This is a genomic window from Microbacterium sp. Y547 (genome assembly GCF_057669785.1).
Genome location: NZ_JBYHFN010000005.1, coordinates 81229 through 103910 on the forward strand (window position 1 = coordinate 81229; position 22682 = coordinate 103910).

Here is a 22682-nt window from a genome sequence, read left to right on the forward strand (position 1 = left end):
GCGGGGGGGGGGGGGGGCCCCCCCCCCCCCCCCCACGCCTCTAGAGGAGTTTCCATGGCACGCGAAGCCCGTTCCGAAAAGCGCGACGACCTCACCGCACCCGACCCGGAGCACCCGGCCAAACCGGACTCGGTGACCGACATCACCAAACGATCCTGGACCTACGTCGTGAAGAAGGTGGTGCGCGAGTTCTCCGCCGATCACTGCACCGACCTCGCGGCCGCGCTCACCTACTTCGCCGTACTCTCGATCTTCCCGGGCCTGCTCGCCGTCTTCTCGCTCCTGGGCATCCTCGGTCAGAGCCAGGCGGCGACAGACGCGATCCTCGGAATCGTCGACGATGTCGCGCCAGGCGACGCCGCCGCGGTGCTGCGGGGGCCGATCGAGCAGCTCGCCGGGTCGCCGGCGGTGGGCTTCGCTCTCGTCACCGGTATCGTCCTGGCGATCTGGTCTGCGTCGGGTTACGTCGGGGCCTTCAGCCGGGCAATGAACAGGATCTACGAGATCGAAGAGGGTCGGCCCTTCTGGAAGCTCAAGCCCGTCCAGCTCATGGTGACGATCATCGCCGTCGTCCTCATAACCGCGGCGACACTGCTGCTCGTGGTCTCCGGCCCGGTTGCCGAGGCGCTGGGACAGGCCCTCGGCGTCGGCGAAGGGGTCGTGACCGTGTGGCAGATCGCCAAGTGGCCCGTCCTGGCCTTCATCGTGGTGCTGATCCTCGCCGTGCTGTACTACTTCACCCCCAACGCGAAGCAGCCGAAATTCCGATGGATAAGCATCGGCGCGCTCGTTGCGATCGCTGTCCTGGCGATAGCGACGGCAGGGTTCGGGTTCTACGTCTCGAACTTCGGAAACTACGAACGCACGTACGGCTCGTTTGCAGGCATCATCATCTTCCTGCTGTGGCTGTGGATCGCGAATATGGCGCTTCTGCTCGGCGCTGAGTTCGATGCCGAGATCGAGCGGGGCCGTCAGCTCCAGGCGGGTATCGCGGCAGAAGAGGAAATCCAGCTCCCACCCCGGGACACGACCAAGATCGAGAAGGCGGCGAAGGCCGAAGAGAAGGACATCGAGGAGGGACGGCGCATCCGCGAGCAGCATGCCTCCGACGAAGAGCGCCCGCGCTGACGCGTGTCAGCACCGGCGCTCTGGCCGAGCGTCAGGCCTGCTCGTCCTCTTCGGGCTCGAAGGTCGATTCCACCCCGGTGAAGCCGGCGGCGACGCCGTCCGGGTCCGCGGGGATCGTGCTGTCCTTGCCGAGGCCGCCGACTTTCGGCTCGGCTCGGTCGTCTTCCAGCTCAGAAGCGTTCTCGAGGGCGTCGTCGTTCGCGCGGGTCTCACGGTCGTCGTTCATGGGGTCCTCCTCCGTCGTGCGTGAGAAGAGCCTGACACGACGACGCCGCCGCGCGAAGGGGTTGACGAAACGCTGCTCGAGCGTCAGCCGACGCCGGGGTAGTTGCGCTCGCCGGCGCCGATGTACAGCTGCTGCGGGCGACCGATCTTGCTCTGCGGGTCGTTGATCGACTCACGCCACTGCGCGAGCCATCCCGGCAGCCGCCCGATCGCGAACAGCACGGTGAACATTCGCGTGGGGAACCCCATCGCCTTGTAGATGACACCCGTGTAGAAGTCGACGTTGGGGTAGAGCCGGCGGTCCTGGAAGTAGCTGTCGTTGAGAGCGATCTCCTCGAGCTCTTTCGCGAGATCCAGCAGCGGGTCGTGCACGCCGAGCTCACGCAGCACCTCGTCTGCCGATTCCTTAACGAGCTTCGCGCGCGGGTCGTAGTTCTTGTAGACACGGTGTCCGAAGCCCATGAGCTTGACGCCGTCTTCCTTGTTCTTGACCCGCTCGACGAAACGCTGCACGCTCTCACCCGAATCGCGGATGCGGGCGAGCATGTCGAGCACCGCCTCGTTCGCGCCGCCGTGCAGTGGGCCGTATAGGGCGTTGATGCCCGCCGAGATCGACGAGAACTGGTTCGCCCCGGTCGAGCCCACCAGACGCACGGTCGAGGTGGAGGCATTCTGCTCGTGGTCTTCGTGCAGGATCAGCAGACGCTCGAGCGCGCGCGACATGACCGGGTTGACCTCGTACTCCTCGCTCAGCACACCGAAGTTCAGCTTGAGGAAGTTGTCGACGAAGCTCAGCGAGTTGTCGGGGTACAGGAACGCCTGTCCGATGCTCTTCTTGTGCGCATACGCCGCGATGACGGGCAGCTTGGCCAGCATACGCACGGTGTTGAGCTCGACGTGCTCGGGGTTGTGCGGGTCGGACTCGTGCTCGTAGTAGGTCGACAGAGCCGAGACGGCTGAAGACAGCACCGACATGGGGTGCGCCGTGTGCGGCAGCGCCGAGAAGAAGCGCTTGAGGTCTTCGTGCAGCAGGGTGTGCCGACGGATGCGGCCGTCGAAGTCGGAGAGCTCGCTCGCGGTAGGCAGCTCGCCGTACGTGAGCAGCCAGGCCACCTCGAGGTACGTGCTGTTCTTCGCGAGCTGCTCGATGGGATACCCGCGGTAACGCAGGATGCCCTGATCGCCGTCGATGAAGGTGATGGCCGACTTGGTGGCCGCCGTGTTGACGAAGCCGTAGTCCAGCGCCGTGTGGCCGGTCTGGCGGGTGAGCGTCGAGACGTCGATGACAGGAGCGCCATCCGTCCCGTGCAGCACGGGCAATTCCGCCGTGCGATCCCCAACCGTGAGGGTGGCCTTGTCCTGCTGGGTGCTCGCGTCGCTCACGCCGCCTCCTCGCGATGTTCTTGGGTGTGCGGTGATGCTGTCCGCACGGGCGCCGGCCGGTCAAGGCCGCCGCCGTCGGACTGCTGCAAGGGCGAGGGATGCCACGCCTCTGCGCCGTTACAGCCTAATGGGCGTGGCGCACAGCTTCGGACACCGCCAAAGGTATGCCGAATCCGGTGGAGGATTCCTCCTGCTGCCCGATCCTTCAGAACCGTGGCGGGCGGCCTGTCAGGATGCGGAGGCGCGGCGCAGTCGCTCGGCGGCGGCGGCGATGCGCTCGTCGGTCGCCGTGAGCGAGAGCCGGACGTGCTGCGGATGGTGCTCCCCGTAGAAGTGCCCGGGGCCGGCGAGGATCCCGAGGCCGGCAAGGCGGTCCATGCTCTGCCACGCGTCACGGCCTTCGGTCGCCCACAGGTACAGGCCCGCCTCGCTGCGATCGACCCGGAAACCCGCAGCCTCCACGGCGGGGCGCAGCACGTCGCGCCGAGCGCGGTAGCGCTCCTTCTGCACTGCGACGTGCTCATCGTCGTCCAGCGCCGCCGTCATGGCGCGCTGAACGGGAGCGGGAAGCATCAGACCCAGGTGCTTGCGCCCCGTGAGCAGTCGCGCGATGAGAGCGGGGTCACCCGCGAGGAACGCGGCCCGGTACCCCGCGAGGTTCGATTGCTTGCTGAGCGAGTATGCCGCGACGATGCCGCTCAGATCGCCGCCCGTGACGCGCGGATCCAGCGCCGAAGGAATGCGCTCGTGATCCCACGGCGCGTCCCACCCGAGCTCGGCATAGCACTCGTCCGACGCGAGGACCGCGCCGAGCTCACGCGCACGGTGCACGGCAGCGCGCAGCGCGTCGACGTCGAGCACGCGTCCGTCGGGGTTGCCCGGTGAGTTGATCCACACGAGCCGCGTCTTCTCGGGCCACTGCGACGGGTCGTCCGAGGCGAAGGGTGTCGCACCCGCGAGGCGCGCGCCCACCTCGTAGGTCGGATACGCCGCCGTCGGGTGCACGACGATGTCGCCGGCTCCGAGATCGAGGAGCAGCGGCAGCAGAGCGACGAGCTCTTTCGAGCCGACCGTCGGGAGCACGTTCCCGGGCGTCAGGCCCGATACGCCGCGGCGCCGCTCGTACCACTGCGCGATCGCGGCCCGGAGCTCCGGGGTGCCCATCGTCTGCGGATAGCTGTGCGCGTCCGTCGCGGATGCGAGGGCTTCGGCGACGACGGCGGGAGTCGCATCGACGGGCGAACCGATCGACAGGTCGACGATCCCGTCCGGATGGGCGCGCGCGCGCTCTGCGTAAGGCAGGACGGCGTCCCACGGATAGTCGGCGAGGTCGGCGACCCCCATGCTCAATGCTCCTGCGGAGGAAGAGCAGCCACGACGGGGTGGTCCTTGGGGATCACGCCGGTCTTGGCGGCGCCTCCCGGGGAACCCACGTCGTCGAAGAACTCGACGTTGGCCTTGTAGTAGTCCTGCCACTCAGCGGGCAGGTCATCTTCGTAGTAGATCGCCTCGACGGGGCAGACCGGCTCGCATGCGCCGCAGTCGACGCATTCGTCGGGGTGGATGTAGAGCATCCGATCGCCCTCATAGATGCAGTCGACCGGGCATTCGTCGATGCAGGCACGGTCCTTGAGGTCCACGCAGGGAAGGGCGATCACGTACGTCACGCCCTCCAGTCTAGTTCGCCTCGGGAGCGCCTCGGTCCCTCACGGGGGCTGTCGTCGCGACGGGCGACGGCCACGCGATCACGAGCGCCACGATGACCGGCAGGGCGAGCGTCCACACCGTGCCCAGCGTCGATTCGGGCACGATGACCGAACCGCCGGGACCGCGTCCCGAGAAGACGAGACTCGCGATCGTCATGCCCAGGCCGGTCGCGAGAGCCGTCCACCGGTCCCCCGTCAGCAGACGCACGGCGACCACGAGCGCCGTGCAGCCGACCAGCGCGAGGACGAGGCCGAGGGGCAGACCGACGAGCGTGTACGCGTGCGCGATCGTGCCCGCCAGACCGTATACCGCGCCGACGACCAGCGCGACGATCCACGTGCTGACGCGCGTCCACGAGTAACCCACCGCGTCAGCCTACGCCGCCCAGCCCCACAGCCGCATGAGCGCGGCGACGACCGCCGCAGCCACGACGACGACGAGGAACGGCGCGCGCAGCATGAGCAAGCCTGCCGCGACGAGCACGGCGGGAACGCGGGCATCGAGGATGATGCCCTGCCCCACGCCGAACGTCTGCACCGCGACGAGTGCCGCCAGCAGCGCGACGGTGAGCAGGTCGGCCGTGCGCGCGGGGCGCGGCGCCTCGAGCCAGCGCGGGGGCACGAGATACCCGAGCGTCTTCAGCGCGACGCACACGATGGCCGCGACCAGGACGGCAGTCCACATCGTCATGGCAGACCCTCCCGCTCCGGCACGTCCTCACCCGTCGACGGGCCCGCCGACGGACTGTCGAGCCAGTTGAACCAGCCGACGACGATCGCGACGAGCGCCGCGACGATCACCGGCAGGCCCGGCATGAGCACGGGCGTGAGGATCGTCGCGACGACGGCCGCTGCGATACCGACGGCGATCGGCTGCCGACGCGTGAGCCGCGGCCACAGCAGCGCGAGGAAGGCGGCTGCCGCCGCGGCATCCAGTCCGTAGGCCTTGGGATCGCCCAGCACGTCGCCCAGCAGCGCTCCCGCGAGGGTCGACAGGTTCCAGCCGATGTAGATGCCGATTCCGGTGACCCAGAAGCCCACCCGGCGGGCGTGCCGTGTGCGCTGGGCGAGCGAGACCGCCGTCGATTCGTCGATCGTGAAGTGCGCCGCGGCAGCGCGCGTGAAGAACCCGGCGCCGATCACATGCGACATCCGGATGCCGTAAGCGACGTTGCGGGCGCCGAGGAGCGATGCCGAGGCGATCGCCGCCGGCGCCGCCGCCAGTCCCCCGGCGCCGACGACGCCCACGAACGCGAACTGGGACCCACCCGTGAACATGAGCAGACTCAGGACGCAGGTCTGCCAGACGTCCAGCCCCGAGGCGACGGCGAGCGCACCGAACGAGATTCCGTACGCGCTCGTCGCGAGCGCGACGCCGATCCCCTCGCGGGCGGCACGACGCGCCTCACCGGGCTCGTGCACGTCATCGAAGGCGGGATCGAGCGTCACTCGATGAGCCTACCCAGGCTCAGCCGCGGGACGGCGTCACACGTTGGCGTCTTGGCGCTTGAGACGCGACGTCGCGCGACCACGCTCGGTCTGACTCAGGATCACCTTGCGGATGCGCACTTTCTCGGGCGTCACCTCGACGCATTCGTCGTCGCGTGCGAACTCGAGGCTCTCTTCGAGCGAGAGCTGACGCGGCGGCGTCATCGACTCGAACGTGTCCGAAGTCGAAGCGCGCATGTTGGTGAGCTTCTTCTCCTTCGTGATGTTGACGTCCATGTCATCGGCGCGGGAGTTCTCTCCCACGACCATGCCTTCGTAGACCTCTTCGGTGGGCTGCACGAAGAAGCTCATGCGCTCCTGCAGAGCGATCATGGCGAACGGCGTCGCCACGCCCGCGCGGTCAGCGACGATCGAGCCGTTCTGACGCGCCTGGATATGGCCTGCCCAGTCGTCGTAGCCGTGCGAGATCGCGTTCGCGATTCCCGTGCCACGCGTCGTGGACATGAACTCGGTGCGGAAGCCGATGAGGCCGCGCGAGGGCACGACGAACTCCATGCGCACCCAGCCGGTGCCGTGGTTCGTCATGGTCTCCATGCGTCCCTTGCGGGCCGCCAGCAGCTGCGTGATCGAACCGAGGTACTCCTCGGGGGCATCGATCGTCAGGTGCTCGAACGGCTCCTTCACCTTGCCGTCCTCGCCGCGGCGCGTGACGACCTGGGGCTTGCCGACAGTGAGCTCGAATCCTTCGCGGCGCATGTTCTCGACGAGGATCGCGAGAGCCAGCTCACCGCGGCCCTGCACCTCCCACGCGTCGGGGCGACCGATGTCGACCACCTTGAGCGAGACGTTTCCGATGAGTTCGCGGTCGAGGCGGTCCTTCACCATGCGCGCCGTGAGCTTGTGGCCCTTGACCTTGCCGACCAGCGGCGAGGTGTTCGTGCCGATCGTCATCGAGATCGCGGGATCATCCACCGTGATCGCCGGCAGCGGCCGGACGTCTTCGGGGTCGGCGATCGTCTCGCCGATCGTGATCTCTTCGATGCCGGCGATCGCGACGATGTCGCCGGGGCCGGCGGACTCAGCGGGGTAGCGATCGAGAGCGCGGGTCTTCAGCAGCTCCGTGATGCGGGCGTTCGACTGTGTTCCGTCGTGACGGACCCACGCGACCGTCTGGCCCTTCTTCAGCGTGCCGTTGAAGACGCGCAGCAGCGCGAGACGGCCGAGGAAGGGATTGGAGTCGAGGTTCGTGACCCACGCCTGCAGGGGCGCCTCGTCGTCGTACGACGGGGCCGGCACGTGCTCGAGGATCGCACCGAAGAGCGGCTCGAGGTCTGCGTTGTCAGGCAGCTCGCCGTTCTCGGGACGGTTGAGCGAGGCAGCGCCTGCGCGACCGGAGGCGTAGACGACGGGCACGTCCAGCAGCGCGTCGACGTCGAGGTCGGGCACGTCGTCGACGAGGTCCGACGCGAGACCGAGCAGCAGATCGTGCGCTTCTTCTTCCACCTCGGCGATGCGCGCATCGGGGCGGTCGGTCTTGTTGACGAGCAGGATGACGGGAAGCTTCGACTCGAGGGCCTTGCGCAGCACGAAGCGCGTCTGCGGCAGCGGCCCTTCACTCGAATCGACGAGCAGCACGACGCCGTCGACCATCGACAGGCCGCGCTCGACCTCGCCGCCGAAGTCGGCGTGGCCGGGCGTGTCGATCACGTTGATCGTGACGGGGACGTCGCTGTGGACACCCGTGTAGGTGATTGCCGTGTTCTTGGCGAGGATCGTGATGCCCTTTTCGCGCTCGAGGTCGTTCGAGTCCATCGCGCGCTCTTCGAGGTGCTCGTGTGAGCCGAACGAGCCGGTCTGACGCAGCATCGCGTCGACGAGCGTGGTCTTGCCGTGGTCGACGTGGGCGACAATCGCCACGTTACGGAGGTCCGGACGGAGGGCACGCGCCATGAGGGGGATCCTTGCAAAGTTTGGGAAGCGGAGAGGCCGAAACTCGAGGGTCCGACGTTCCAGTTTATCGCAGACGCCTGGACAGATCCCGTATGTGCCCGTCCCGGAGTGTCAGCCGGCGTCGCGCTCGGCCTGCAGCAGCTGGTGTCGCAACGTGCGTCGCGCGGCCTGCACATCGGGGTCGGGCACGGGGATCGCGGCGATGAGCCGCTGCGTGTACGGCTCCTTGGGGGCCCGCAGAATCTGGTCACGTGTCCCCTGCTCGGCGATCTTGCCGTGATGCAGCACGATGATCCGGTCGGCCATCGCATCGACGACGGCGAGGTCGTGACTGATGAACAGACATGCGAACTGGTGCTCGGCCTGAAGCTGAAGCAGCAGCTCGAGCACGCGCGCCTGCACCGACACGTCGAGGGCGCTCGTGGGCTCGTCGGCGACGAGCAGTCGCGGCTGCAGGGCGAGGGCCCGAGCGATGCCGACGCGCTGCTTCTGCCCCCCGGACAACTCGTGCGGGTACCGATTACGGTAGCTGCGCGGCAGGTTGACTTCGTCCAGCAGGGTCTCGACGCGCTTGTCGAGCGCTGCGCCCTTCGCCTCGCGAGCGAGCAGAATCGGCTCGCCGATGCTCTCACCGATGGGCAACCGCGGATTGAGGGATGACGACGGGTCCTGGAAGACGATGCCGACCTTGCGGCGCAGCGACGAGATCGTCTTGCGCGCACCCGAGCTGATGTCGATGCCGTCGACCACGAGCTTGCCCTCGGCGATCGGCTGCAGCCCGATCGAGGCGCGCCCGATCGTGGACTTACCGGAGCCCGACTCGCCGACGAGGCCGACGATCTCGCCCTGGCCGATCGCGAGCGACACGTCGTCGACGGCACGGAACGCCGCGACACGCCCGCGCTTGCCGTACTCGATCGACACTCCCGACAGCTCGAGCACCGGCGCCGTGACGGGGGCGGGGCTCGGGGCGCGCTCGGTCACGTCGATGCCGGCATCCACCTCCTGGACGACGTGGGCGAGGCTCTCCACGACATCGACGACGTCATCATCGCCCGCACCCTCGCCGAGGCGGGGCACAGCGGCCAGCAGAGCCTGGGTGTACGCGTCGCGCGGGTGCTCCAGCACCTGCCGCACGTCGCCCTGCTCGACGATCTCGCCGTCCTTCATCACGACGATCCAGTCGGCGAGGTCTGCGACGACACCCATGTCGTGCGTGATGAGCAGGATCGCGGAGTCGAGGCGATCGCGCAGGTCGCGCAACAGGTCGAGGATCTCGGCCTGGACGGTGACATCCAGTGCCGTCGTGGGTTCGTCCGCGATGAGCAGAGCGGGGTCGAGGCTGATCGCCTGCGCGATCATGGCGCGTTGACGCTGCCCGCCCGAGAGCTGGTGCGGGTACGACGCGAACGCCTTCTCGGGGTCGGGCAGCCCCACGAGCCCGAGCAGCTCGATCGCGCGGGCCCGCGCCTCGGACGGGCTCTTCGCCGTGTGCGCGCGGATCGCCTCGACGACCTGGAACCCGACCGTGAGCACGGGGTTGAGTGCCGTCATCGGCTCCTGGAAGATCGCGGCGACCTGCGGGCCGCGAAGCTGCCGCAGCTGGCGCGAAGCCATGCCGACGATCTCACGGCCGTTCACCTTGATGCTGCCGCGCACACGGCTGTTGCGCGGCAGCAGGTCGAGAACCGCCATCGAGCTCGCACTCTTGCCCGAACCCGACTCTCCGACGACCGCGACGACCTGGCCTCGTTCGATCGAGTACGTGAGGTTCTTCGCCGCGGGAACCCAGACGTCGTCCACGGCGAAGTCGACGCTCACGTCGGACATCTCGAGGGCGGGGCCGTTCGGCTGATCGGTCGTGCTCATGAAGTGATCCTCCCTGGCTCGCGACGGGGGCCGCCCCGACGCGAGGATGACAGAATGACCGGATGCCGCGGCTCGTCTTCCGTCCGATGTTCAATCGAGTACTGAGCGTCACGATCTGGGTGGCGCTGGCCGCCCTCGCGGTGTCCGCGCTCGTGGTGCCCGCCGCGGGCGGGGCGGCATCGGGACTGCTCCTGGGTGCGGCATCCGCAGCCGCGCTCGTCTGGGCGCTGCTGTGGGCGCCGTTCGTCGCCGTCGATGACGACGCCGTGACGATCGCGAACGTCGTCGTGCGATACCGCGTGCCGTGGGCCGCGGTCATCCACGTCGAGACGCGGTACTCGCTCGTCGTGCACACGCCCGGACGCCGCATCAGCGCGACGGCTGCACCGGCCCCGGGCGCCATGGCGGGTGTGCGCGCTGCGCGCGCACACCGGCGATCCGAAGAGACCTCGGCTCCCGGCATCCGCCCGTCGGATCTGCCGACGACCGACTCGGGCCGCGCCGCCGATCTCGTGCGCGGTCGGTGGCAGGAGGGTCTGCGTGCAGGCCGCATCGAGGCCGGTGTCGCGGACGCGACGCCCGTCGCCGTGAGCCCGCGCACGCTGTCGGTCGCGGCGATCGTCGCCGGCGCCGCGGGACTCGTGTGTGCAGCGCTGCTGATCTGAGGCGCTCGTCATGAGCGGTCCCGCCGACTCTCGACGGGCTCCTTCGTGCGCCGCAGCGAGAAGCGCTTCTGGCGCGGGTCGAAGGCGTCGCGCAGGCCGTCGCCGACGAAGTTGATGAGCAGCGCGAGAAGCACGATGAAGGTCGCGGGCCACCAGAACAGCCACGGTCGCGTCTGGAACGCGGACTGGTTGTCCGAGATGATGAAGCCGAGCGACACATCCGGCGGGCGCACACCGAGGCCGAGATAGCTCAGGGCCGTCTCGAGCAGGATGGCCGCCGCCGCCAGCAGTGTCGCCGCGACGATCACGACGCCGATCGCGTTGGGCAGGATGTGCTTGAAGATGATGCGGGCATCGCTGGCGCCCGCGACCCGTGCCGCCTCGACGAATTCACGTTCGCGCAGCGTGAGGAACTCGCCCCGCACGAGACGCGCGATTGTCATCCAGGACACCATCGCGAGAAAGAACGCGAGCGGCCAGACACCGAGGCCCCCCGTCGCGCGGCCGACGACGGCGCCGATGACGAGCACGGGGATGACGATGAAGACGTCGGTGATCCGCATGAGGATCGAGTCGACGATGCCGCGGTAGTAGCCCGCGATCGCACCGATGACGGTGCCGACGATCGTGCCGACGATCGAGATGACGAACATCACCACGATCGAGTTCTGGATGCCGCGCATCGTCATCGCGAAGTAGTCGATGCCGATGCGGTCCTGCCCGAAAGGGTGCTCGCCGAGCGAGATGCCGGCGCCGCCGAGCCAGTGCGGGATGAGCGAGATCGTCGGGGCGCCGCCGTTCTGCTGCGCGTTGAGCGTCGTGTAGTTGTGGTGCCACCAGCCCGGGATGGGGCCCATGCCGATCGCAGAGATCGAGAACACCACGATGAACAGGAACAGGATGCCGGAGACCACCGATACCCGGTTTGCGAAGAAGCGACGCAGGATGAGCCGTCCCTGGCTCACTCCCACCGTGTCCTCATCGTGCGGTGGGGCGTGCGGGGTCGGCGGTTCGGGCAGAATCTGCTGGCTCATCGGATGACCTCCCAGGAGGAGCGGTTCTCGGCGATCATGCGGCCACCCGCACTCGAGGATCGAGCGCCGCGTAGGCGAGGTCGGCGAGGAAGTTGAAGACGATCGCGGTGATCGCGATGACGAGGAAGTAGCCCATGACCGGGTTGACGTCCACGCGTTGGATGCCCAGCACGAACAGCGAGCCCATGCCGCTGATCGCGAAGACCCGTTCAGTGATGACGGCGCCGCCCAACAGCGCGCCGACGTCGGTCGCGATGAGGGTGACGATGGGGATCAGCATGTTGCGCAGGGCGTGCCGCATGACGACGGTGCGCTCGGGCAGACCCTTGGCACGAGCCGTGCGGATGTAGTCCTGGTTCATCACTTCGAGCAGGCCCGCGCGGGCGTACCGCGTGTAGCCCGCGAAAGAGATCAGCAGCAGGGCGACGGTCGGCAGCAGCAGATGGGTGAAGCTGTCGATGCCCGTCAACCAGACGTCGCCGGAGAAGCCGGGCGTGCTCGCGCCGACGGTCGCGATGGGGCGGCCGTTGATGCGCGGGTTGGCCATGTACTCAGGCCACGACTGCATGTAGCGGTCGAGCACGACGAAGGCGCTCGAGATGAAGGCGACGATGCCGCCGATGCGGGCCGCCATGCCCCGGTCGGGCCCACCCAGAAGCAGCCCCGATCCGATGCCGACGCCGAGCGCGAGCAGTCCGAGGATGATGAGGGTGCCGAGCGTCGACACGTCGAACAGGCCCTGCAGAGTGAAGTAGCAGACGTAGGCGATCGCGCCGTTGAGCGCGGCGATCATGAGGGCGCGGCGGTTCTCGAGGCCCGCCAGCAGCGCCGTGGTCAGGACGACCGTTCCGCCGATGAGCAGAAAGAGGCCCACGGGGCCGAGTCCGGGCTGGCGGAACCAATCCGAGATGTCGAAGTAGATGAGGAGAGCGGCCGTGACACCACCGGAGGCGACGGCGATGACGACGCGGCGACGCACTGGGCCCCCGATCATCGCCTGCCAGACGACGGCGCTGACGATGGAGACGAGCACGATGACCAAGGGTGGGATGGTCGTCGCCGATTGCAGGAAGTTGTTGAATCCGATCGCGAGGAATTCCTTGAGCAGCACCGCGATGAGGAACGAGGGCAGCGAGTACAGGAAGAAGCTCAGCAGGGTGACACTGAAGTCGAAGCCGCTGTACTGGCGCAAGGCGGTGACGATGCCGACGGCGACCCCGAGCACGATGGCGATGAGGAAGGCGGCGGTCACGAGCTGCAGCGTCGACGCCATGGCCGGCGGCAGGATGTCGGTGACGGCGGCGTTCGAGATCGTCATCCCGAGGTCACACGTGCCGACGAACGGGATGAGGCACTGGGCGGCGCCGCCGAGCCACAGGAAGTAGCGCAGCACAGGAGGCACATCCAGATCGAGCGCGTTGACCCGCGCCGCGATGAGCTGATCCCGGTTGGGCGCGTTGCTTCCCTCGAGATCCTGCAGCGGGTTGCCGGAGTTCGCCGCGAGCACGTACATCAAGAAGGATGCCGCGAGCAGTACGAGGATCGAGACGGCGATGCGCCTGAGGACGAATCCCACCATGGGGTGCCCAGTCTCCTTCGATCAGGTCGAGGCGGCCAGGCCGCTCCGACAGGCTGTGTCATGCGACGGCTGAGGCGCCGGAGCCGTAGAAGACTCCGGCGCCTCGCTGTTGTCACACGGGTGTCATGCCCGGGGCATCAGCCCGCGAGCGTCCACTCCTGCGCGTTCCAGACGATACCCGTCTGGCCGCCGAAGTGCTCGATACCGGTGACCGAGCCGTTGTCGGCGAACAGACCCGGCAGCTGGAACAGAGGCAGACCGTAGAAGTCGGCCGCGGTGGCGGCGTCGATCTCGATCTTGATCTCCGTCAGGCGATCGTCGTCCAGCGTGACCTGGCTCTCGTCCGCCAGAGCGTTGACCTCGGCGTTGTTGTAGTTGTTGTAGTTACCGCCCCCGCCGTTCTTGAAGATCTGCGGAAGTGCGGCGTTGCCGGCACCGGGCGAGATCCAACCGAAGATGGACGCGTCGTAGCTGCCGCTGCCCAGGAGCGAGCTCCAGTCGGGCGAGCCGGCGTCCTCGATCACGAAGCCCGCCTCCTGAGCCGACTGCTGGATGGCGCGGAAGCTGTCGACACGGTTGGGGTTGTTGGTGTTGTAGAGGATGCGCACTGTCGGCGTCGCGCCTGCGAGGAGCTCCTTGGCGCCCTCGATGTCCGGCTCGTCGTACGCGTCGTAGCCACTGGCTGCGACGGCGTCGGCGTAGGCGGCATCCGTGGGCAGGAAGATCTGCGAGTTGAGCACACCGGCGTCGGGGTTGACGGGGGTGATGATCGATTCGAGGATCTGCTGACGCGGGATCGTCTTCATGAACGCCTCGCGCACGTTCGCGTCAGCGAACACGCCCGTGAAGTTCAGGTCGAGGTGGTCGTACGACAGCTGGTCGCCCGCGTGGATCGTGGCGCCGGCGTTGTCGAGTGCCGTCAGCGTGTCAGCCGAGGCCTGCGGGTAGATCGCGTTGACCTCACCGTTCTGAAGGGCCGTGACCTGCGCGTTCGAGTCGCCGATGAAGCGCATGATGAGCTGGTCGTACGAGGGCGCCAGGTCACCGGTGTACTCCGGGTTCTTCTCGAGAGTGATGCTCGACTCCGGAACGAAGTCGGTCACGATGAACGGTCCGCTCGCGACGAGGAGGCTCTCGTCGGTCGGCATGGCCGTCACGTCGTAGCCCGTGTTCCAGAAGTCGGCGGCCGCCTTCAGGACGGGGTTCGGGTCGACGGGAGCGTCGACGTCACCCTGAGGCATCTCTTCGATGGTCGAGATGAACTCCTCGAGCGACACACCGGCCTTCTCGGCGAGCACGTGAGCGGGCTTGCCGATCGGGTTGATCAGCTCCCAGTCGACGTAGGGGGTGTCGTAGGTGATCGTCATCGACAGGTTGTCGTCGCCGATCTCGGGGTACGAGGTCGTGTCCAGGCCCGCCGTGCTGCCGGCGAGCGAGAAGTACTGCGTGCCGCCGTTGGTGACATCGCCCGTCGCGGGGTCGATGATGGCGTCGTTGAAGTACCCCGAGTTGACGACCCAGCTCACGAGCATGTCGTCAGCGGTGATCGGCTCGCCGTCGGACCACTTCAGGCCCTCCTTGAGGGTGTACTGCACGGTCAGCGGGTCTTCCGAGATCCGCTCGTACGTGCCGAAGCCTTCGTTCTTGAGCAGGCTGTAGTCCTGGTCCAGACGGACGAATCCGCCGAGGCCGAGACCGCCGCTGACACCGGTCAGATAACCGACCATGCCGTTGGTGTCGAGGTTCGCCTCGGGGGTGTCGCCATTGAACGAGGTAAACGCGTTGGTGGTCGCGATCGTGATCGTGCCGCCCTGGGTTTCGGGGGTCTCGTCGTTGTTGCCACCGCCGTCGGTGGTGCAGCCGGCGAGCACGAGAGCCGCGATCGCGACCGCACCCCCGACCGCCACGGCGCGAGAGCGCCGGATCTGAATAGTCACATTTCCTCCTGTGCAAGGTTGAGTGCCCGGTATGTGAAACCCGGACACGGACACGGACACAGTAAGCACGCCTCGGGACCCCCGCAAACGGGCTGTGGAAACCGTTACAGATCCTTGACTCCGCGTAACCGCGGTGTGACATTCTTGACAAGGTGCACACCGATCGCCCCGTCAAGATGCTCGGTGGGGGTCCGCGGCGAACGCGGACGAAGTGGGAGATCGGGCTCGTCCTGGCCATCACTGTCGGGCAGTCCGCCGTGTATTCGGTGCTCTCCCTCGTGCGGGCCCTCCTGCGCCCGACTCCGATCGGGGATCAGCAGACGCAGCTGAACCCGGCGCGTGACGAGGTGGCGATCTGGGACGCCGTCTATCAGCTGCTGTCCGTGTTCTTCGGCCTCTGTCTCGTGGCGTTGGTCGTGTTCCTGCTGTGGGAACCCGGCACGAACGCGCTGCGGCGGATCGGGCTCGATTTCCGGCGCTTCGGCGGCGACCTGGGCCGTGGCCTCCTGCTCGCGGCCCTCATCGGTGTGCCGGGCCTGGCGCTCTATGCGATCGGCCGCGCACTGGGCATCACGATGCAGGTGCAGGCGTCGCCGCTGGATGCCGCGTGGTGGACGGTTCCGCTCCTCGTGCTGGCCGCGGTGCGAGCGGGACTGACCGAAGAGGTCATCTTCGTGGCCTACCTGTTCGATCGCCTGCGGCGCCTGGGGTGGGGCTGGTGGACGATCATCCTCGCGACCGCCGCCCTGCGTGCGGGGTATCACGCCTACCAGGGTTTCGGCGCGATCATCGGCAACTTCGTCATGGGCATCGTGTTCGGCTGGTGCTACCGCCGCTGGGGTCGCGTCATGCCGCTCGTCATCGCCCACACCGTCATCGACATCGTGGCCTTCGTCGGCTATCCGCTCGCGGTCGTCCTCTGGCCCGCCCTCTTCGCCTGACCGCGGCCCCGGCGCACCTCGCCGGTGAAACGGCGAACGGCGCGCCGAGACCGCGGGTGACCCCACGGTCTCGGGGCGCCGTTGGCGTATCGGCCGGGTGGCGTCAGGCGAAGGCCTCGATCGGCGGGCAGGCGCACACGAGGTTGCGGTCGCCGTACGCCTGGTCGATGCGGTGCACGGGAGGCCAGTACTTCGTGCGCACGAGAGATCGCACGGGGTAGACCGCCTCGGCACGCGTGTACGGGTGCGTCCACTCCCCCTCGATCACCGACGCCGCCGTGTGCGGCGCATTCACGAGCGGGTTGTCCTCTGCGGGCCAACGACCCGCCGCGACCGCGTCGGCCTCGGCCTTGATCGCGATCATGGCCTCGATGAACCGCTCGATCTCGGCGAGGTCTTCGGACTCCGTCGGCTCGACCATGAGGGTCCCCGCGACGGGGAACGACATCGTCGGCGCGTGGAAGCCGTAGTCGATCAGCCGCTTCGCGACGTCGTCGACCGTGATGCCGGTCGCTTCGCGCAGAGGCCGCAGGTCGAGGATGCACTCGTGCGCGACGAGTCCGCCCTCGCCCGTGTAGAGCACGGGGAAGTGCTCGCGCAGGCGCGCGGCGATGTAGTTCGCCGACAGGACGGCAGCCGCCGTCGCCTCGCGCAGCCCTGCTGCGCCCATCATGCGCACGTAGGCCCACGAGATCGGGAGGATGCCGGCCGAGCCCTGCGGCGCAGCCGAGATCGGACCGCCGTCGAAGACGAACCCACCGGCGTGGTCCTTGCGCTGCGAGAACGGATGCGACGGCAGATACGGCGCGAGATGCGCCTTGGCTGCGACCGGCCCGACACCGGGACCTCCCCCGCCGTGCGGGATCGCGAACGTCTTGTGCAGGTTGAGGTGCGACACGTCGCCGCCGAGGTCGCCGAACCGGGCGAACCCGAGCAGCGCGTTGAGGTTGGCCCCGTCGACGTAGACCTGTCCGCCCGCGTCGTGCACGGCCTGCGTGATCTCGAGCACATCGTGCTCGTACACCCCGTGCGTCGAGGGGTACGTGATCATGAGCGCCGACAGCTCGTCGGCGTGCGCGGCGATCTTGGCGCGCAGATCCGCGAGGTCGACGTTGCCCGCCTCGTCGCACGCGACGACGACGACCTTCATGCCGGCGAGGACCGCGGAGGCCGCGTTGGTGCCGTGCGCCGACGACGGGATGAGGCACACCGTGCGCTCGGTGTCGCCGTGCGCGCGGTGATAGGCGCGGATCGCCATGAGCCCGGCAAGCTCGCCCTGCGACCCCGCGTTGGGCTGCAGTGAGACGGCGTCGTACCCCGTCACCTCGGCCAGCCACGTCTCGAGCTGCTCGATGAGCGCGAGATAGCCGCGCACGTCGGCTTCGGGAGCGAACGGATGCACGCGCGCGAACTCCGGCCACGAGATCGCAGCCATCTCCGTCGCGGCGTTGAGCTTCATGGTGCACGATCCGAGCGGGATCATGCCGCGATCCAGCGCGTAGTCGCGGTCGGCGAGCTGCTTGAGGTACCGCATCATCGCCGTCTCGGAGCGGTGCGATGAGAAGACGGGATGCGTCAGGTACTCGTCATCGCGCAGGAGCGAGGCCGGCACTGCGGACAGGGGCGCCGCATCCGCGAACGGCACGGCGCGCTCGCCCTGCTCGCCCGCTCCCAGGAACTCCCCCTCGGGCAGGCCGAACGCCCACGCGACGGCCGCGAGGTCTTCGTCGGTCGTCGTCTCGTCGACCGAGATGCCGATCGTCGCGTCGTCGGCCCAGAACAGCTGGTACCCCCGCTCGCGTGCGCGATCGATGACGCGGCGCGACGGTCCCGGCGTGACGACGCGGATCGTGTCGAAGAACGAGTCGGACCGCACCGAGAGACCGTACGAACGCAGCCGCTCCGCGAGGGCCTCGGCCTTCTTCGCGACGTCCGTCGCGATCGCCTTGAGCCCGTCGGGTCCGTGGTAGACGGCGTACATCGCGGCCATGACGGCCAACAGCACCTGTGCCGTGCAGATGTTCGACGTCGCCTTCTCGCGCCGGATGTGCTGTTCCCGGGTCTGCAGCGACAGGCGGTACGCGGGCTGACCCGCGGCATCCACCGACACGCCTACGAGGCGCCCGGGCAGCTGACGCTCGAGACCCGACCGCACGGCCATGTAGCCCGCATGCGGGCCCCCGAAGCCGAGCGGCACGCCGAAGCGCTGCGTCGTGCCGACGGCGACATCGGCTCCGAGCGAACCGGGCGAGCGCAGCAGCGTGAGCGCGAGCAGGTCGGCGGCGACAACGACCAGTCCGCCGGCGACGTGCGCCGCGTCGATGACTCCCGACGGGTCCCACACGCGACCGGATGCACCGGGGTACTGCACGAACGCACCGAAGAGGTCGTCAGGCAGCGCCGCGCCGTCGGCGAGCGCGAGCTCGACGAGTTCGACGCCGACAGCGCCGGCACGCGCGCGCAGGAGCGCCTTCGTCTGCGGCAGGGCGTCCGCGTCGACGACGAAGACGTGGGAGCGCGACTTCGATGCGCGCCGGGCGAGCAGCATCCCCTCGACGACGGCGGTCGACTCGTCGAGCATCGACGCGTTGGCCGTCGCGAGGCCCGTGAGGTCGGTCACCATCGTCTGGAAGTTGATGAGCGCCTCGAGGCGACCCTGCGAGATCTCGGGCTGGTAGGGCGTGTAGGCCGTGTACCACGACGGGTTCTCGAGCACGTTGCGCGTGATGACCGACGGCGTGAAGGTGTCGTAATAGCCGAGCCCGATCATGGGCCGGGCGGCGCGGTTCTGCGACGCGAGCCCTCGCAGCTCGGCGAGGGCCTGGGCCTCGGTCGCCGCCGCGGGGATGTCGCTCGTCTCGCGCGGTGAGACGTGGATGGATGCCGGGACGGCGGTCTGCACGAGAGCCTCGAGCGAGTCGTACCCGAGCTCGTCGAGCATGGCTCGCTGCGCCGCGGCATCCGTTCCGACATGCCTCGCCGCGAACGCGCCCGTCATTCGGCGCCGCCTGTGAGAGCGACGTAGGCCTCACGGTCGAGCAGGCCGTCGGTCGTCGGCGCGGCGACGCGGATCTTCAGCAGCCAGCCCGCGCCGTAGGGGTCGGAGTTGACCAGCGACGGGTCATCGACGACGGCCTGATTGGCCTCGACGATCTCGCCGGTGAGCGGAGCGTAGAGCTCGCCAACCGACTTCGTCGACTCGATCTCGCCGACGATCGTGCCGCCTTGGACGGCGGAGCCCTGGTCGGGCAGTTCGACGAAGACGACGTCGCCGAGCTTCTCGGCGGCGTAGTCGGTGATGCCGACCGTCGCAAGATCCCCGTCCAGGGCGATCCACTCGTGCTCGGCGGTGTACTGGAGGCTGTTGATGTCGGTCACGAGTTTCTCCGATAGAAGGGCAGGGCGGTGACGGTCGCGGGGATGCGGGTTCCGCGCACGTCGATGGACAGTTCGGTTCCGGGCTCGCTCACGCCGGGCGCGACGTACGCCATGGCGATCGGATACCCGAGGGTGGGGCTGAGTGCGCCCGAGGTGATCTCGCCGACGGGCGCGTCGCCGTGCAACACGGCATAGCCGGCGCGGCCCGCGCGACGCCCCTCTGAGACGAGCCCGACGAGCACGGGGGCAGCCGAGGCGACGACGCTCTCGAGCGCCGAGCGGCCCACGAAATCAGCGGCCTTGGTCTTCAGGGGCACGACGCGCCCCAGGCCGGCCTGTGCCGGCACGACGTCCAGCGTCAGCTCGTGGCCGTAGAGCGGCATCCCCGCTTCGAGGCGCAGGGTGTCGCGCGCCGCCAAACCGGCGGGAACGAGGCCGAGGGGCTCGCCGGCGGCAACGAGCGCATCCCACAGGGCGCCCGCGTCGGACGCGGCGACGCTCATCTCGAAGCCGTCCTCGCCCGTGTAGCCCGTGCGGCTGACGAGAACCGTGCCGGAACCGAATCGCATGGCCATCGCGGTGTAATACGGCAGCGATTCGAGCGTGTGGCCGAGCGCGACGGCGTCATCGTGGACGAGGCCTGCCGTCGTGCGCAGGATCTGCTGTGCGTGCGGGCCCTGGACGGCGATGAGCGCGTCGTCGGTCTCGAGGATCTCGACGTCGAACCCCTCGCGGCGGTCCTGCAGCGCGGCGCGCACGGCGTCGCGGTTGCCCGCGTTGGCCACGAGCAGCAACTCTTCGGGCGCGGTGCGCGTCACGATGAGGTCGTCGACGATGCCGCCCGTCGGGGCGAGCACCATCGTGTACTTCGCCTTCGACAGCGCGAGCTTGGTCGGGTCGAACGCGAGCGCGTACGCGAGGAAGTCCTCGCGTACGGGCCCCGTCACACGGAACTGCGCCATGTGCGAGATGTCGAAGATCCCGGCCGCCGAGCGCACGGCATGGTGCTCGGCGAGATCGGACGTGTAGCGGACGGGCATCGACCATCCGCCGAAATCCGTGAAGGTCGCTCCGAGCGCCTCGTGGCGCCCTCGGAGCGGAGTCGAGCGTAGGTCTGACATGAGTTCTCCCGTCGAACTGTCGGGCGGACGCCGTCCACCGACGTCCAGGGAACTCCCCCTCTGTCATGGGCCTGAGAGCTTCGCCGGCGGGGCCGGTTTTCTCCTTCGGCGGATGCGTGCCAGGCAGCACGCGCGCATCACTCTCCAGAGCGGCCGGACGTGAGCGGTACGCGGACCTGAGAGATTGGCGGGGAGGCTTGCTCCTTCGGTGCCCGCTCCGTCGCCGGATCGGGGCTCTCCCGCACACGTCATGCGGCCTGTCTTCAATTACCTCGACAGCATAGCGGCCTCACCCGACACACCTGCCCGATGAGACGGCCGTGGCGTAGTCGGGTGCGGCCTCGGCGACCGGGGCGAGCTCGGCCATCGTCATGGCGTAGCCGCGCGTGTCATCGCCCTCGGCGCGCGCGAACACGACCCCCGCGACCTCGCCGCCGGCGGTGAGGAGCGGTCCGCCGGAGTTTCCCGGCCGCACGCTGGCCTGCAGCGCGTACACCTCGCGGGGCGTGAGCCCTTCGTCGTGGATGTCGGCGACCGGCACGGTGCCGACCGACAGCACGCTCGCGGGGTTCGACGTGAAGGGCCCGCCGTGCGGGTATCCCTGCACGGCGGCGGCCGCGCCCGGGGCGAGAGTCGGCGAGCGCGGCAGCGCCTCCGCACCGAGGTCGTCGACGGCGATGACGGCCAGGTCGTCGACCGGGTCGAAGTAGACGATCCGGCCCTCTCGCGCCGCCTGGCCGGGAAGTTCCACGATGGGCACGTCGACGCCCGCGACGACGTGCGCGTTCGTCACGACGCGATCGGGCGCGACGACGAAGCCGCTGCCGGTCGCACTGATCCCGCACGAGTAGGCCGTGCCCGAGACGCGGGCCACGGATGCCGCTGCCCGCTGCAGCGCCGGATCGTCGAGAGCGACCGGTGGAGCCGGCTGCGCGACTCCGGGACCGAGCAGGTCGCCCAGACGCGGCAGGCCGTCATCGAGCACGGTGGATCGCAGCTCGGCCAGCGCCGCGTCGACGGGCGCGGGGGTCAGTGCGTCGAGTGCCTGCAGCACGCGCGAGGACGCGACCGCGGTGGAGATGCCCGGAATGCCGACGGCCGACACCGCGGGGGTCACGAGCACGAGCGCGAGGCCGGCCACCACGACGCTCGCCACGCCACCGAGGAAGCGTTCGATGCCGCGCAGCTTGAGCCGGTCGGTGCCCGAGCGCAGCGCCGAGCCGATCGCCGACCCGACGACGGCGCCGACGATGAGCAGGCCGACGACCGAGCCCAGCACGGCGACACCGCGCCACGCCGAGGACGGCACCCAGGCGCTCACGAGCGGGGTGAGCCAGAACGCGGCGATGCCGCCCGCGACGAGCCCCGCGAGGGTTCCGACGCTCGCGAAGAAACCGCGCCGCACGCCGCCGACCAGCGCCGCGACGAGCAGCACGACGAGCACGATGTCGACGATGATCACAGGCGTCCCCTCTCTGCGCACCAGCGTAAACACCTCGTCTGACAGAGCGCCGGTTTGCGTTCGTGTCACCGTGACTCTAAGATCGCACCGGAAGTTAGGGTCATGATGACACGAACACGAGAGACCACAGGTCCCGCGACCTCGGGCGTCACCGACGACGCGACGCGCGTCGCCGTCTCGACCGTCATCTTCACGCTTCGCCGACCGCCCGGTGACGGCCACCCGTCGCTGGCGCTGCCGCTCGTGCGCCGCACGCGGGACCCCTATGCCGGCCTGTGGGCTCTTCCCGGGGGCTGGCTCGACGTCACGGAGAGCCTGGATGCCGCCGCATCACGCACTCTCGCAGAGACCACGGGACTGGCGCCGAGCTATCTCGAGCAGCTGTACGCGTTCGGCGCCGTCGACCGCTCCCCGAGCCGCGTCGTCTCGATCGTCTACTGGGCGCTGCTGCGCGCCGACGACGCCGCGACAGGACTCGTCGACCCCGCCGTGCACGACCCCGAGAACGTCGGCTGGTTCGACGCTGCTTCCCTCCCCCCGCTGGCATTCGACCACAGCGAGATCATCGACTATGCCCTGTGGCGGCTGCGCAACAAGGTCGGCTACAGCCGCATCGCGCACGGCCTGCTCGCCGACGAATTCACCCTCGCCGAGCTGCGCGAGGTCTACGAGTCGATCCTCGACCGGCGTCTGGATCCCGCGAACTTCCGACGCCAGGTCGAGAACTCCGGCACGCTGCTGCCGACCGACCGCTTTCGCACCGGCAGCCACCGCCCCGCCCGGCTGTACCGCTACAACCGAGACGTCGAGCTGACCGATCGCGGTCCGCTCGGTGCTCGCGACTGACCCGACCCG

Annotated in this window: 20 protein-coding genes and 2 riboswitches; of the genes, 4 read left to right on the forward strand and 16 right to left on the reverse strand. The window is 68.7% G+C overall.

What is annotated here, in order from left to right:
- The first annotated feature begins 54 nt into the window (after positions 1-54).
- Positions 55-1128 (forward strand): YihY/virulence factor BrkB family protein, encoded by a 1074-nt coding sequence (locus AC25Y0_RS09645; RefSeq protein WP_488134567.1) that lies wholly within the window; start codon positions 55-57, stop codon positions 1126-1128.
- Between the two features lie 31 nt (positions 1129-1159).
- Here the strand turns inward: AC25Y0_RS09645 and AC25Y0_RS09650 are convergent, their stop codons facing one another.
- The 9 genes from AC25Y0_RS09650 to AC25Y0_RS09690 form a co-directional block, all read right to left on the reverse strand.
- Positions 1160-1354 (reverse strand): hypothetical protein, encoded by a 195-nt coding sequence (locus tag AC25Y0_RS09650; protein ID WP_488123968.1) that lies wholly within the window; start codon positions 1352-1354, stop codon positions 1160-1162.
- Between the two features lie 83 nt (positions 1355-1437).
- Positions 1438-2736 carry a citrate synthase gene (locus AC25Y0_RS09655; protein WP_488123967.1) on the reverse strand — a complete coding sequence of 433 codons (1299 nt, stop codon included), beginning with the start codon at positions 2734-2736 and terminating at the stop codon, positions 1438-1440.
- A gap of 228 nt (positions 2737-2964) precedes the next feature.
- Positions 2965-4080, reverse strand: a complete 1116-nt coding sequence (gene dapC / locus AC25Y0_RS09660) for a succinyldiaminopimelate transaminase (protein WP_488134568.1) — start codon at positions 4078-4080, stop codon at positions 2965-2967.
- A gap of 2 nt (positions 4081-4082) precedes the next feature.
- Entirely contained in the window at positions 4083-4403 is a 321-nt protein-coding gene (fdxA, locus tag AC25Y0_RS09665; RefSeq protein WP_488123965.1) for a ferredoxin, read from the reverse strand.
- A 10-nt stretch (positions 4404-4413) separates the two neighbouring features.
- Positions 4414-4809, reverse strand: a complete 396-nt coding sequence (locus AC25Y0_RS09670) for a histidinol dehydrogenase (RefSeq protein WP_488123964.1) — start codon at positions 4807-4809, stop codon at positions 4414-4416.
- A gap of 9 nt (positions 4810-4818) precedes the next feature.
- Positions 4819-5133: an AzlD domain-containing protein gene (locus AC25Y0_RS09675; RefSeq protein ID WP_488123963.1), complete on the reverse strand. Its 315-nt coding sequence runs from the start codon at positions 5131-5133 to the stop codon at positions 4819-4821.
- Positions 5130-5891: an AzlC family ABC transporter permease gene (locus AC25Y0_RS09680; protein WP_488134569.1), complete on the reverse strand. Its 762-nt coding sequence runs from the start codon at positions 5889-5891 to the stop codon at positions 5130-5132. The genes AC25Y0_RS09675 and AC25Y0_RS09680 overlap by 4 nt, the downstream gene beginning before the upstream one ends.
- 36 nt (positions 5892-5927) lie before the next feature.
- Complete coding sequence (gene typA, locus AC25Y0_RS09685; RefSeq protein WP_488123961.1) at positions 5928-7841, reverse strand: translational GTPase TypA; 1914 nt, start codon at positions 7839-7841, stop codon at positions 5928-5930.
- 111 nt (positions 7842-7952) lie between these two features.
- Positions 7953-9710, reverse strand: coding sequence for a dipeptide ABC transporter ATP-binding protein (locus AC25Y0_RS09690; RefSeq protein ID WP_488134570.1), 1758 nt, complete (start codon positions 9708-9710; stop codon positions 7953-7955).
- A gap of 62 nt (positions 9711-9772) precedes the next feature.
- On the opposite strand from AC25Y0_RS09690, the gene AC25Y0_RS09695 reads away from it, so the two are divergent.
- Entirely contained in the window at positions 9773-10375 is a 603-nt protein-coding gene (locus AC25Y0_RS09695) for a PH domain-containing protein (RefSeq protein WP_488123959.1), read from the forward strand.
- A gap of 8 nt (positions 10376-10383) precedes the next feature.
- Here AC25Y0_RS09695 and AC25Y0_RS09700 read toward each other — a convergent pair whose 3' ends face one another.
- The 3 genes from AC25Y0_RS09700 to AC25Y0_RS09710 form a co-directional block, all read right to left on the reverse strand.
- Positions 10384-11409, reverse strand: a complete 1026-nt coding sequence (locus AC25Y0_RS09700) for an ABC transporter permease (RefSeq protein ID WP_488123958.1) — start codon at positions 11407-11409, stop codon at positions 10384-10386.
- Positions 11410-11443: 34 nt separating this feature from the next.
- Positions 11444-12988, reverse strand: a complete 1545-nt coding sequence (locus tag AC25Y0_RS09705; protein WP_488123957.1) for an ABC transporter permease — start codon at positions 12986-12988, stop codon at positions 11444-11446.
- A gap of 137 nt (positions 12989-13125) precedes the next feature.
- On the reverse strand, positions 13126-14925 hold the full coding sequence (locus tag AC25Y0_RS09710; RefSeq protein ID WP_488123956.1) for an ABC transporter family substrate-binding protein: 1800 nt from the start codon (positions 14923-14925) through the stop codon (positions 13126-13128).
- Positions 14926-15101: 176 nt separating this feature from the next.
- Between AC25Y0_RS09710 and AC25Y0_RS09715 the strand changes: the two genes are divergently transcribed.
- Positions 15102-15866 (forward strand): CPBP family intramembrane glutamic endopeptidase, encoded by a 765-nt coding sequence (locus AC25Y0_RS09715; RefSeq protein ID WP_488124047.1) that lies wholly within the window; start codon positions 15102-15104, stop codon positions 15864-15866.
- Positions 15867-15969: 103 nt separating this feature from the next.
- On the opposite strand, the gene gcvP is transcribed toward AC25Y0_RS09715, so the two are convergent.
- The 4 genes from gcvP to AC25Y0_RS09735 all read right to left on the reverse strand — a co-directional run bounded on the left by gcvP (position 15970) and on the right by AC25Y0_RS09735 (position 21827).
- Entirely contained in the window at positions 15970-18864 is a 2895-nt protein-coding gene (gene gcvP / locus AC25Y0_RS09720) for an aminomethyl-transferring glycine dehydrogenase (RefSeq protein WP_488123955.1), read from the reverse strand.
- Positions 18861-19244 (reverse strand): glycine cleavage system protein GcvH, encoded by a 384-nt coding sequence (gene gcvH / locus AC25Y0_RS09725; RefSeq protein ID WP_488123954.1) that lies wholly within the window; start codon positions 19242-19244, stop codon positions 18861-18863. The genes gcvP and gcvH overlap by 4 nt, the downstream gene beginning before the upstream one ends.
- Complete coding sequence (gene gcvT, locus AC25Y0_RS09730; RefSeq protein ID WP_488134571.1) at positions 19241-20365, reverse strand: glycine cleavage system aminomethyltransferase GcvT; 1125 nt, start codon at positions 20363-20365, stop codon at positions 19241-19243. Before gcvT ends, gcvH begins: the two co-directional genes overlap by 4 nt.
- 53 nt (positions 20366-20418) lie before the next feature.
- Positions 20419-20518, reverse strand: a riboswitch (glycine riboswitch).
- Between the two features lies 1 nt (position 20519).
- Positions 20520-20617, reverse strand: a riboswitch (glycine riboswitch).
- 37 nt (positions 20618-20654) lie between these two features.
- The gene (locus AC25Y0_RS09735; RefSeq protein WP_488123952.1) at positions 20655-21827 is read right to left on the reverse strand and encodes a MarP family serine protease; all 1173 of its coding nucleotides are present in this window, start codon (positions 21825-21827) and stop codon (positions 20655-20657) included.
- Positions 21828-21932: 105 nt separating this feature from the next.
- On the opposite strand from AC25Y0_RS09735, the gene AC25Y0_RS09740 reads away from it, so the two are divergent.
- Positions 21933-22673, forward strand: a complete 741-nt coding sequence (locus AC25Y0_RS09740; protein ID WP_488123951.1) for an NUDIX hydrolase — start codon at positions 21933-21935, stop codon at positions 22671-22673.
- Positions 22674-22682: the final 9 nt, after the last annotated feature.